The 13,295-nt window shown below is 39.5% G+C and carries 7 protein-coding genes; all 7 read right to left on the reverse strand.

Going from position 1 to position 13,295, the window contains the following annotated elements:
- Positions 1–113: 113 nt before the first annotated feature.
- On the reverse strand, positions 114–1,814 hold the full coding sequence (locus H5126_RS16575) for a LeoA/HP0731 family dynamin-like GTPase (protein WP_182720621.1): 1,701 nt from the start codon (positions 1,812–1,814) through the stop codon (positions 114–116).
- On the reverse strand, positions 1,814–4,006 hold the full coding sequence (locus H5126_RS16580) for a hypothetical protein (protein ID WP_182720622.1): 2,193 nt from the start codon (positions 4,004–4,006) through the stop codon (positions 1,814–1,816). The genes H5126_RS16575 and H5126_RS16580 overlap by 1 nt, the downstream gene beginning before the upstream one ends.
- A gap of 123 nt (positions 4,007–4,129) precedes the next feature.
- Entirely contained in the window at positions 4,130–4,948 is an 819-nt protein-coding gene (locus H5126_RS16585) for a DUF726 domain-containing protein (RefSeq protein ID WP_182720623.1), read from the reverse strand.
- A gap of 79 nt (positions 4,949–5,027) precedes the next feature.
- The gene (locus H5126_RS16590) at positions 5,028–6,440 is read right to left on the reverse strand and encodes a restriction endonuclease subunit S (protein WP_182720624.1); all 1,413 of its coding nucleotides are present in this window, start codon (positions 6,438–6,440) and stop codon (positions 5,028–5,030) included.
- Positions 6,440–8,059, reverse strand: coding sequence for an N-6 DNA methylase (locus tag H5126_RS16595; RefSeq protein ID WP_182720625.1), 1,620 nt, complete (start codon positions 8,057–8,059; stop codon positions 6,440–6,442). Before H5126_RS16595 ends, H5126_RS16590 begins: the two co-directional genes overlap by 1 nt.
- 89 nt (positions 8,060–8,148) lie before the next feature.
- Positions 8,149–11,685, reverse strand: coding sequence for a type I restriction-modification system endonuclease (gene hsdR, locus H5126_RS16600; protein ID WP_182720626.1), 3,537 nt, complete (start codon positions 11,683–11,685; stop codon positions 8,149–8,151).
- Positions 11,686–11,747: 62 nt separating this feature from the next.
- Entirely contained in the window at positions 11,748–13,268 is a 1,521-nt protein-coding gene (locus H5126_RS16605) for a sigma-54-dependent Fis family transcriptional regulator (protein WP_259413413.1), read from the reverse strand.
- Positions 13,269–13,295 lie beyond the last annotated feature (27 nt).

Here is a 13,295-nt window from a genome sequence, read left to right on the forward strand (position 1 = left end):
CTTTTATTTTGCGTGAGTTGTACAAAAAAACACCTTTGCAAATAAATAGCGATGCATGTAATACATCGCTATTTTTATAATTTACATTCTACAAGGTGCTCTCAGACGATTAATTATAACGTTTCAAATTCTTGCTTAATTTTTTCACCAGTCATGCGCCATTTATGGAAGTTATCACGCTGCTCGGTACGCCCAGCTAAGTTATTTTCAAGCTCAGCTACGCCTTTTTCAAGTTCAATAAATGACTGGAAAAACTTTGAAACAAACTCATCACCATTTACTAGCTCTAAAAGCTCTTTTCGTTGATTATTAAAGTTCATAACCATCTCTTCAACTCCGGCTTGGAATTTTTTTTCTCTTTCTCGCTGTTTGTAACTATCCCATGCTTCAAATGCAATGCCCGCGGCAGCTAGCACACCATTCATAGCATTAGCCGCTTTTACAGCTCCCCAAGGTTTAAACTTAAGTAAATTAGATAAATCCATACCGACGAAGCCAGCAAGGCTCTTAATTCCGTCTCTTGCTGCAATAACAGACGTGTTGTTAATTACATTACTTTTTACAAGTAAACCCACGCCTTGCTTACCGTACCCTAGCACCGCATCATTAAAATGATTTACCTCCTGCGTAAAGCTTGACGCCATACTTTTCACTTCTAAATTTGCAGAGCGTAAATAGCGATCAAATTCACTTTGTAACCTTGACGAAATAACAACGCCGTCATCTCCGACCTCTCGTTGAAAGAAGTCATTAAATGTTTCTAAGTCAGTGCCTTGAACTTGTAAAATCAAATCTGCAAAATAACTTGTTACAAAATCACGCAACCCTACACGTGAATCCGAAATCAAACCTTGTGTTTTAGTTAACTTTGCTTTCATCGTATCTACAACATCAAGCATTTTTTCAACCTCTTGCCCGAGCTTTTTGTCGTTTTCAATGGCCAGCGGTAACTCTTCGTTTAGCACATCTCTCACAATGCTATTTTTAGCTTCAACAACAATGCTTTCGACACCACCATTACTGGCTACTTTTTCATTTGTCGCGGCTTGCAGCGACTCAATGTGAGATAGCTGTTTAAACTTTTCAAGATTATCAAGCCAATACTCGGTCCCCATATCAAAAGGATTAGCAGCAACAGCAACAATAGATAAACCATCAGCTTCATCTTGCTCAAGGTTTATTAAATCCTTTAAGCGGTTAACTACATTTCCTTTTTTTACATGTAAATTTTCATTGTATTCATTTATATCTTCAACATCGGCCACTTCATCAAAGCGGCTTAATACAAATACTGTTCTTGGTAGTATATTTAGCGTTCTAAATAACCACTTTAAGTCTTCTTGATGGCTATCTTTAATAGGGTTAGTCGAATTCATCACATATAAAACTAAATGCGCTTCGCTCACGTATTTTTTAGTAATGTCTTTGTATTTTTCTATTGCAGAGCTGTCTGCATTTATTTTTTCTTTAAAACCAAAAAGCCCTGGAGTATCAATTAACTGAAGACCATTACTAACACTATAAACCGACACTGCATCAGACGACTCTTGCTGGCTAATATTCATTGTGGATTGGTCTAAGCGTTCCATCCATGCTGCAGCAATTGATGTTTTACCTTCTGAAAAGCCACCTATTAAAGCAATTTTCAAATTATCATCAGAGAGCGACTTAATAGCAGTATCTAATTTATTAACTAAAGATGAGTCAATATTGATACCCAATCCTTCACCCTGAAGCAAAAAATTATGTAACTGGTTTAATATATTAAGTGTGCTCTCTTTTTGAGTATTAAACGTTTTTAATGTTGCTTCCATTATAGTTCCTTGTCTAACTGTCTTGATGTTTTGTGAAGCTTTTCAATGGAAATTGAAAGTATCTTATTAATTAATGCGGTGTGTTCAATTGGGGTCTTTAAAGAGAGCTTTATAGTATCAATCTTCTCTTCAAGCTCTTTGAGAGCATTAGCTATATTTGTGTTTGCAGTGCTATGAAGTTCCTTAGCAATATCGTCGATATTTTTATTCGCAGATTTTTTTTGCTGTGACATTCTATAGCTTGAACCAATTAAACTACGAGCTGATTTAAAAACAGAAAAAACCAGCCCCACAGCCCCAAGTGCAATTGCAGCTATACCCGCACCTGATATAGCAAGTAAAACCCCGCCAACTATTGAGCTTATTATTCCAACTACATTTACGCCATTGTCTATCTCTGCAGATAAATTAAAATTAATATCAAAGCCCTTCGTTTCTAAAGATGAAAAAGTACTAAACAATTCATTGGTATGTTTTTGAAAGCGTATCACAATGCCATTAACCTCTTCAGCAAACTCACTAAGGTGGCTATTTATATCTTCAGGTAGGTTTTCATCAAACTGGCTTTGTGCTCGACTAATCGCACTTTTTAGCTCGTATTTAAAGTCATTATTACTTATATCATTATCAATCTCCTTATAAACCGAATCACGCACTGATGATTTAAAGATATTAACACTCGTACCAACTGAAGTTAGTAACCTACTTTTTAAGCTACTTAAAGCAATATCTAATTGTTCTGAAGCAGAACCTATTTCTTCCTTTAATTTAGTGTGTAATGGTTCAAATTTTTCATCACGTAAAGCCGTAATACTGCCACTTGCTCCCCTTAAAACCTGATTTGCTTTGTTGAAGTTGGCTTTAATAATTTTAACTTTATAGTCTTTTATTAAATCGCTAACTAAAAACTGTTTTAAGCCAGTAAAACCGCAGTAATCCAATAAATACTGTTCGTTATTATCCTTCAAAAACTTTTCTTTACGTTTATCATCTGCTGATCCAGCGACTAAGCAGTTTGCAGCAGCAAGGTAACCCACTAAACCACATACACTTTTAGTACCTTGATAGTTTTCGCCCAATTGCTCCGTCATTTTAGTGTCAAGCTCAGCTAAACTAGCTAACTCGCTTTCGCTAACAAGTTGACTTTTTTGCAGCTGCAAAGGGTTAGTAATACGCTTATTGTAAATACTATAAACTTCGGTCTGGTCGCCTAAGTGCTCTTTTATTTTCTCTAAGGTGCCTTTGTTTTTATCATCACCCGTTTGAGGTGCAGCCGCTTTAGACGTTACATAAAAAACAGCATGCGCTTTGTGTACTGCGCTCCAAATACTTTTCCCTACTTTTTCTTCTTTACCTTCAATACCAGGGACATCTAAAACCGTAAACGTACTTTCATCACCTTGCATTGAGTAAGATTGGCTATCTAAAGTATAATCTGAGCGGCCATCACCAATAATGGCACCGTCAGCATAAGGCGCTAACTTCTCAAGGTCGCCTTCCATAAGCTCTAGTTTCAAACATGCAGCATTGTAACGTTCGTCATTTTCAGACACTTCGTTCTCTGCTTGGGCAACGTTCTCATCAAGTATTAATTTTGTACTTTCAAGCTGCTCCTGTTTCGTAACTAGTTGTGCTTCTTCAGGAAGTTTACTAAAAAAGTGCCAGATTTTTTGAAAAATATTAAATGATGCAAGCTTAGACTCTATCGCTTTATTAAGCGTAGCTAGCTCGTTTTTAAGGCTGCTGAGCTGTTCATTACTTTTGTCTTTAACGCTGTTCAAGCTTTGCTCAAGTACAACTTTATTATCTTTAAGCTCGGCTATTTCTTGGTTAGTTTTTTCAAATGACGCGCTATCGATATTTAATAAGGTAACAAGTTCTTTAAACTTATTTTGTGAGGAAACTTTTTGAGGTTCTGCTAATAAAATACGTAGCGTTTCAATAATAGTCGATTTACCTGCATTTGTTTCTCCATAAAATGCAACTGTAAACGTATCCCACTCGGAGTTAGCTTTTAGCTTATCTAACTCGCCCGCTATATTAGCATCCAACTCATTAAGTAAATTACGGCTAAATGTGGCTATTTCCTTATCTGTAGTTTCGACTTCTGTTGCTTCAATGGTGTTAATCAAATCCTTAATTACACTTTGCAGCTCTACATATATTAATTCCGGTTTTTCTTTAGAAATCACAATAACTCCCTATTTTATTTTTATAACTACGCCTTATATATTAAAGCGTATCAATCCATTAAAAACTTCAGATATTAATCTTATTATCGTTAGTTTAAATTATACAATCACCCTTAAGGGTAACTACTCTGAGTATGGTGTTAGTTCACCTTTTATTAACTGACCCATCCTCTTATTTTTAAAATCTTGATGCCCTTTTGCGTGCTTTGATGCATCGATATTTATCACATTTAAGTCCGTACTGTTGCCTAATGGGCTTAAACCAATGGGCTGGTGATCAAACAAGCAACCTGCGCTATAACCATATTTTAGCGTGCTATCAGTTTGACTCATGCAGTTTATAAACTTGGTTCGAGTATGTTTTTCAAAGATGAGATCCCATACTTCTAGCTCCGATGAAACCGCACCGGCAAGAAAGTAGGCCGTTGACACTAAAGGGGGGGGAAGCTCGGCCATTGTATGATGAATAACTCTGGCGCCTAGAGAGTGGCCCATCAGAATACAACCGTGCAATTGAGTGGTATTTTCAATTGCGGCAGATAGCTCAACACCTACAGCACGTGTTTCATGAAAAGCATTTTTCCAGTGCCCAGCTGCTTTATTTACACCAATGGCAACTGCACTCGCCATAAGAGCAGCGACCCCGTTTTGTGAGAGTAAATTTGGCGATGTTGTTTCTAGTAAACCTTTATCGGAAATAACATCTAATAAATTTCCTGCATCCCACTTTGCATGAACAACTCTATTATCTGGGTAAAGTTCATCAACAACTTCTAACCAGTCATCAACTTCATTGGTATTTTTAGATAAAAAGCCATTAATAATTATTACTGTAGGCTGCATCCCTTTTCTTATTTCAATTAGCTCAAGTGAACACTTTGTATCTATTGCTCTATTAACTTTGCTATCTTTAGCTAAAAATAATTTCACTTTATTTAACACTGCAACTTCCTTGTTTTCATAATTTTTTGCGGTCAAATTTCAACCACACTGGCAACAATGCCGACCTGCAAATAGCGTGTTACTTCTTACTGGTTTTTGCTGCTTTTTTAGCGGCTTTTTCTAGCTTTTCGGCTTCAAGTCGGGCTGCTTTTATGCGCGCTAATAACTTGTCGGCGGGTTCGTCGCTTGGGTCTTGTGGTACAAGTTCACCGCGAAAGGCTTTGGCTAATATCGATTGCGTTAGGTTATCAACTCGCTGTTTGGCATTCGCGAGATTCTTTTCTAAGGTATCGGCTAAGGCGAAGTATTGTTCTACAAGACGGACGATTTCGGTTTGTTCTTCCAATATAGGTAGTGGAATAGTTGATTCTCTACATTGAGTGAGAGAAATGTTTACCTGCCCAACCGAACCTTTCGTACTTGGCATAACTTTACGAACAAGGTCACCCTCACACAGAACAAAATATAAATACTGTTTATTCAATTTTGTATTGTCTGCTCTAAATAAAGTAATAGCTTGGTTTAAGTTCCACTCTGGGTATTGATCATCCAATATCGCAACTTTACCTAAAGGAGGACCGACTATATTCATCAAGACATCACCAGGTAAAGCAACTGAGCGCTTAAGCTTTTCTGCGTGAACTTTTTCAGTAACAAATTGCGGTCTATAATCAAAGTCTATTTTTTGATTAACGATATTGTAGACTTTTAGAAATGGAACTTTTCCACCTTGATCGAATGGGTTATCTCTAGGAGTAGATCCACTTTGAACTTTTTCACAGACTTCAGTAGCAGTCTTTACATCCCATTTAATCGGAACGGTAGTGCCTAATTCGGTTTTATAATCTTTGCATCCACGCCATTGTTCTGTAAGTTTTCCGGAGACGGCGGCGGCGAGGACGGATTGGCGAAAGCGTTTGATGATATCCGGTAAGTTGTTTAGGCGTTGTTGTATGGTATCGACCTGCGCCAATACGCTATCAAGCTTTTCAACAATGCGCTTTTGTTCTTCAATAGGGGCTAATTTAACTTGAAGCTCTTTCAATTGATTTATGTAAAAACCTTTTTGAGCATTACCTCTTGCATTCATGCTTATGAATGACTGAACTTCAGGGTTATCTAATGAATACTTGAGAAAAACTGAATCGACCTGTTCAGAGCCTAATACAGAAACACTTCGCTGTAAGGCAAACTTTCCACTAGCTTTATCAACTACAGCCGTCCTTCCTAATGTAGCTACTGTTGTTAAAAGTACATCCCCTATCGATACTCGCGTACGTTTATGCTCTATATCGAAGTCCTCTTTAGCTATAAGACGTCCCCCATCAAAGCTTATCTTTCCTTTAGATATATTTTTGGCACTTAGCATTGGTACACCAGACTCTTTAGCCTTTGGGGGGTTATGTGAGCCATCTGTAATTTTTTCACAAAATTCTTGAACAGCGGTTAATACCCACCCCTTAGGCAATTTTATTTCTCCTAGCTGAGTCATTATTCACACCCCTCAATGACTTTTTTCTCTAACCCAAATTCTTCTGCTAATAGCGCGACCTGCCCTTCTGCTTGATCAATTGCGCCAAGATCTATCATCAGTTGATTCATTTCACGCAAGGCTTCGGTAAGCTCTGTCATCGCTTCTGTCGCTAGTACATCGGGCTCAGGCAAGTTTGCAGCATCGGTTACTGAGTTATCTTTAAGCCAGGTTATATCTAAGCTATCGTTTTTAGCTTTAATAAACTCGCGTGAGAATTTGCGCCAACGAGCGTTTTCTATTAGCTCAGGGCTGTCAGTGTTTTTAATATCTTCATCATTGATAGGTGTAGTACAACCTAAAATGTTGTAAACGCCTTCTTCACGCTCTGCTTGACCGTTAACATCATCGCCGTAAACCGCTTCAAAGCTTTCGAGGTATTTGTGAGTAAATGGGCTGCGCTTACCAAAGGTTTGCATGTTGGTACGTAAGTCGTAAACCCAGGTGTTGGTTGTGCAGTCTTTATCTTGATGTGGGTTATCAACCGTACCTTTTTGGAAAAACAACACGTTAGTTTTAACACCTGCGGCGTAAAATATACCGGTAGGCAGGCGTAAAATTGTGTGTAGGTTACATTTGTGCATTAAATCAGTGCGTATTTCAGCCCCTCTGCCGCCTTCAAATAATACGTTATCGGGTATTACCACGGCAGCACGACCACCTGGCTCAAGGCTATTGTATATGTGCTGCATAAAACACAGCTGTTTGTTTGATGTTGGGTATACAAAAGTACGGGTAATATTAGTGCTGCTTGCCGAACCAAACGGTGGGTTTGTGAGTATTACATTGGCTTTAGGTAGGTTTTCGCCATCGTTACCTAAGCTGTTACCAAGGCGAATTGCACCGCCTAACTCGTCATTGCCTTCAATGTCGTGTAACAAGCAGTTCATTAATGCAAGGCGGCGGGTTTCGGGTACTAGCTCAAGCCCAACAAAGGCACGTTTCATTTGGAATTCTTGAGTGTCGTCGTCTAGGTCGTCTAAATCGTTGGTTTGGCTTTTAATGTATTTGTCGGCTTCGATTAAAAAGCCAGCGGTACCTGCTGCGGGATCTTGAATAATTTCGCGTGGTTGCGGCTTTAGTAAACGCACCATTGTTTCTATTAGTGGCCTTGGCGTAAAGTACTGGCCGGCGCCTGATTTAGTTTCGTTAGCATTTTTTTGTAATAAGCCTTCGTACATGTCGCCAAAGTCGTCACGGGTTTTAACTATGTTTTCACCGTCGCCGCTTTCGTACCAATCTAGGCTGTCCATTGTGGTTACAAGCTCTGTAAGCTGCCCTGCATTGGTAATAGTGGTGTTTACGTTTTGGAATATGGCACGCACAATAGCGTGGTCGTCGTTACCTAGCTGTACCAGCATGTTGCGGTAAAATTGCAGTTGGTCGAGCCCTATTTTGCCTTTTAGGTCGTTCCAACGCATACCTTGTGGTAGTAGGTCGGTTTCGGTGCCTGTTTGCTCGGTCATTTTTAAAAACAGCAATGTGGCCAGCTCGTTTACATAGTTTTGATAAGACACACCGCCATCGCGCAGGGTGTCACACATTTTCCAAAGTTTGGCTACTAAATCATTGTTGTTCATAGTGTCTCTTAATTTTTGGGTTAGCCTTAAGGCCAACGCTTCACAGTGTTTGGTATTGTAATATAAGGGTTAAGGTAAACCTGCATTAATTAAGCAGGTTGCTCCCACATATAGTTATTAAATTGTTCTAGCACTTGGTTAAGCTCGTTATTAAAAATAGCATCGAGCTTGCGCTTACCACCTCGGCGGCGGTAATTACCGGTTTTAAAGGTGTCGTCGTCAATGGCTACTTGCTCTTTTAAGCTATTGGCTAAGCGCTCTAACCATTGTAATTGCTCGTTGCTCCACGGTTTTTGCTGCTTTATTTTAGTGAGTGCGTTATTTACACGCTCATCAAACGGTAGTAAAGCATCACCCAATGCTGCGCGGCGAATATGCCCTATTAACCGTGCAGCAATATCTTGGTTGGTGGTTTTTTTCCATGCAACCCTAAGTGTTGACTCGTCAAACGATTGCGCATCAAACCACTCTTGCAGCTCTATTAATGCTTTACGGGTTAAGTCTTTAGGTTTGGTGATAACGGTTTGTAGCGCAGCTTGACTGTTTTCGCTTTGCTCTACGAGTTTGTCGAACGCGTCTAAAAAGTCTTCGGCGTTGTCGTAATCGCCATAGCCTTCTTTAAATTCTATTAGCTCGTCTTCTATGTCGGTAAAAATAGGCTCGTGGCGTAGCTCGTTTATTTGCTTTTTAAGGTGCTCTAGGTTTTCGACCAGCTTTGGAAGTTGTGTAAAAATTTCGGCGCTTTGCTCTGGCCCTTTGGTTTTGAGGGTTTGAGCAAGGCTTGCAAAGTCGCAACCAGCAGCACCGGCCAATACGGTATCTAGGCGTTTTATTGATTGGTCTATTTGGGCTGACTTGTCTTGATTAAATACACCATGACCGACAATACGCTGTACTTTAGCCACCAGTTGCTCGTGGCTATGATGTGCAAACGAGCGGCCATCGGCTTCTAATGTTTTATAAGTTTGTGAGTCGGTTATTTCATTTACTAAGGTGTTTAACTCAACGTTTGGACGCACAACGACTGGGCGCATTGTATCTACCGATTCGAGCGAGTCGTATAAGTCGACGGCATCGTAAATAGTAAAGTTAACTTTGCCAACCTCTGGGCATAAACGTGTGGCGCGCCCTTTCATTTGCTCGTACAAAATACGGCTTTTTACTTTACGTAAAAACACGAGGTTACAAATGCTCGGTACGTCTATCCCTGTAGTGAGTAGGTCTACCGTTACCACAATATTGGGTAATCGCTCTTTGTTGTAGCGGGTGATCATACTTTGTATTTTTTTAGGATCTTTATCGCTTTCGCCGGTTATTTTAATAATGGCGTCGTGCTCAAGGTTTGGGTAATGCTTTTTAAAAGCCTCACGCAGCTCAATCACCATGTTATCGGCATGGGTGTTGTTTACACAAAATATGAGTGTTTTTTGCTTACCTGTTGGGTCGAGCTTAGTTGATAGTGATTCGGCAACTATTTTATTAAAGTTTGATGCAATAATATCGCGGTTAAAGCTGGCTACTTCAAAGTCGCGCTCGTCTTCAAGGGTATCTTGAATTAGCTCCCCCTGCGTAGTTAAGCGTGTTACTTCTGCACCTTTATCGATATAAATACCATTTTGGTTTAATTTGGTAATTATTTTTATAGGGGGTGCTTGGTCTATTAAGTACCCGTCTATCACCGCTTTGCGGTAGCTGTAACGGTAAACAGGTAAACCAAAAATATCGGTTGTGTGTAATGCGGGTGTTGCAGTAAGCCCTATTTTTACTGCATCAAAATGGTCAAGTATTCTACGGTACGTTGATACGTAGTCGAGCTGGTTTCTAAATTCCATTTCGCCATCGGTTTGTTCTTTATCAAGAATATAACCACGGTGTGCTTCATCTACTATTATGCAGTCGTAGCGTTCTACTGGCATAAATTCATCGCTTTGTAGCGTACGCTTAACTAGCGATTGAATAGTTGATACATGTATTTTAGTTGCGTCTGACGGGAACTTATCGGTCAGGCCTTTTATATTAAATATGGTGTTAAAAGGCACATCGTTTATGCGTGTGTCATCAAACGAGTTTAATGCTTGCTCTCCCAGTGAGCGCCTATCGACCAAAAACAAAATACGATTAAATCGGCGTGATTGTATTAGCCTATACATAAGCGCGATAGCGGTACGGGTTTTACCTGTACCTGTTGCCATAGCAAGTAATATATTTTGCTGACCTTTTTTAATGGCTTGCTCGGTGGCTGTTATGGCTTCTTTTTGAAAATAACGAAGGCCTAAGCCTGTTGGTTCGTTAGTTTCGAGCCATTGTTGCGCGGCATCTATGTTGCCATCGAGCTTAGCTTTTAGTTCGCCTGGTGTATGCCACGCCGGTAATGCTTTAGCTTGGTTACTCACTTTACGAACATCACGATACCAAATACCGCTTTTACTTAATAACTGGCGGCGGTACTCTCGCCCGTTTGTAGAAAATACAAATGGTATTTTATAGCTGCGTGCGTTTGGCTCTTTGGATTCTTTCCACGTAATTTGGTAGCTGTTTTGAGTTTGTAGCTGCTCTGCTACTTTTTGATGCTCTGCATCGTTTGCAGCTCGCGCTTGGATTTCTGCGTTTAAATGATCAAGATTAAAGTAAATGCTATAACGCTCTGCCTCGGCTAATTTGCCGCATACGTCGGTATTTATTTTTTTAGCTTCAACAACCCCTACTGGTTGTAAACCTACAAACAATACATAGTCGGCAAAGCCTGTTTTACCTGTTTCGTCGGTATCAGTTGGCCATTCTGCTATAGCTAGGTTTTTGCCTATTTGGGGGCGCGTACCATTTGCATAATTTAACACAGGCGTGTCGGCAGCCCAGCCTGCATCACGCAATTGCTGATCGATAAGAAAGCGCGTTTCTTTTTCTGATAAATCTAAGCGGCGCGCGGCTGCACGTTGAGTGATCTCTTGTTTGTATGCTTTGCGCTCTGCTTGTGTTTTTTGTGCAAGCTCTGCTTCTTTGGCTTGTAACTGTGCTTCAAGCGCGTTTACTCGGTCTTGTGTTTGTTGCTCGGTTTCTTGCTGCTTGCCTTCTAAAATAGCAATATAACCACTTAGCGCGGTAAGTTGATTTTTGTTTTGAGCAAGTTCACTATCGGTTTGTGCGTTACTATTTAATGCTTGTTGTAGCGCTGCTTTTAGCTCTGTTACTTGGTGTTGGTATTCGTTTTCTTGTTGGCCGTCTGGTAGTACAAAAATAGGCGCTGCAAAATCAACGTCTTTTTTAATTAGTCGGTAATACCAAATACTTAAACGAAATGTTAAACGCAGTGCCATTTCGGCATCGTCTAAATCGTTGTGGTAGTCGTGAACCGCTTGGTTACCAACTTTACGCAGCATGTGGAATATGTTGATTATAGAGTCATCAACCCACGATATTTTTGCAAGCTCTCTGATAAGGTCAACTTGCGTAGGGGGGAGTTCTAAATCAAGAAGTTTAGCAATGTGCTTGGCTGAGGCTTCTCCAAACATACGCAGTTTTACTAATGTGGTATTAGGATCGTCAGGAAAATTCTTTTCCGCAGCAAACGCTATGCGATAAAGAATATCGTTCACACCTTTTAAGAATTCAAAGTTTGATTTTTTCACTGGCTACTTCTCCTTTTACTCAATAGGTATTGGCAACTTATATACCAACACTATTGTCCTTTTTATTTTTCGTGTTTGATGTTTAAGCGCTTCATCCAATTGCTAAGCGTTTGGTGATCTTTTAAATTAAGCATTTGGGCAGCGTGGCTTTTAACATTTCCACTTGCTTTTAAAGCAGCTAAAACATAAGCTTTTTTATAATTATCAACTAATTGCGTAACATCTATTTTATCGTCGTATGACAGTGTAATATCTGTAAAGCTTTTATTTTTAGCGCGGTTTATCATGGCACTTGATAAGTCATTTTCAGTTATTGTTTGTGAGTCAGACCATAAAAATGCACGGTTTAATGTACTCCACAGCTCTCTAATATTACCTTGCCACGGCTGAGATAAAATAAACTTTATTCCCTTTTCGGAAATATTTTTACTTATGTAGTCGGGATGTTTACTACCTGCTTTATTTATTTGCTCTACAAGTTGATTAACAATAACAGTGATATCTTCAATGCGCTCTCGTAGTGCTGGCATTTGTATAATGCCCACTGCTAAGCGGTAAAATAAGTCTTCGCGAAACTTACCTTCTTCTACTAGCTTTGATAAATCTTTATGTGTGGCTGCAATAACTCGAACATCGACATTAGTGGTTTGGGTGTCACCTAAACGGTTGATCTCGCCTTGTTGTAATGCTCTTAAAAGCTTTACCTGAATCTCGGGGGTTAATTCACCCACTTCATCTAAAAATAAAGTACCGCCGTCGGCCTGTTCAAAAAGCCCTGGGTGGTCTTTTTCAGCTCCAGTGAAGGCCCCTTTTTTATGACCAAACAAGGTTGAGTCAACAAGGTTTTCTGCAAATGCTCCGCAGTTAATGACTTTTAATGGCTTATTTGCTCGTAAGCTTCCTTTATGAATGGCGGTAGCCATTAGCTCTTTACCGGTTCCGGTTTCACCAAGGATAAGTGCAGGTACTTCTGAGGCTGCAATTTTTTTAGCTTTGTTGACTACATTTTGCATTTGCACTGATTTTGCAGTCAGTTTTGAAAAAGCTTGTTCAATTTTAGGCTCAGAGGTTGCCGTATTCGCTATGTTTTTAGATGCGGACTTTACATATTCTTGGCCAAAATCAATCGGGATATCAACGTGTAGCAACTCATTTTGTGGGGTTGCTTGAAGGAATTGAACGTTCGATTTACCTTTACCGATAAGCACAGATAAAGTGGTCATTGCAGGCGTGCCAGAGGTCAGGTTTATTGATAATGAATCAGCCTCTTCACTTAATTTATTGATCCAAAGAGCTGTTACCTGATGAATAGACTCATAATCAATTGGGCTGGCTATATTGGCTTTATGTACCTGAATATCATGATATGGTTTTCCAATTGTAGCCATTCGCTTTTTTACAAAATCTTCAAACTTTTCCCAATACTTATGCTGATGATTAGAGAGTATTACAATTTTATCAAAAGGAGTTTGAGAGTTAGTAGCGAGAGTTGATATTGAAGCATTTTTTTCACCATCGAGCATATTGTCAATGTCTTTAGTGCCCAGCCAAGAAAGAAGTATATTCACAGTCCGCTTGCTCATATTGTTACTTTGTAAAGTATATTACAT

The organism is Pseudoalteromonas sp. SG45-3, assembly GCF_014164075.1.
In the GTDB taxonomy this organism is placed as follows: domain Bacteria; phylum Pseudomonadota; class Gammaproteobacteria; order Enterobacterales; family Alteromonadaceae; genus Pseudoalteromonas; species Pseudoalteromonas distincta.

Excerpts from the sequence above, each read along its gene's own strand:
- H5126_RS16575 (WP_182720621.1), bottom strand. The coding sequence starts at position 1,814 with ATGGAAGCAACATTAAAAACGTTTAATACTCAAAAAGAGAGCACACTT.
- H5126_RS16590 (WP_182720624.1), bottom strand. The coding sequence starts at position 6,440 with ATGACTCAGCTAGGAGAAATAAAATTGCCTAAGGGGTGGGTATTAACC.
- H5126_RS16595 (WP_182720625.1), bottom strand. The coding sequence starts at position 8,059 with ATGAACAACAATGATTTAGTAGCCAAACTTTGGAAAATGTGTGACACC.
- H5126_RS16605 (WP_259413413.1), bottom strand. The coding sequence starts at position 13,268 with ATGAGCAAGCGGACTGTGAATATACTTCTTTCTTGGCTGGGCACTAAA.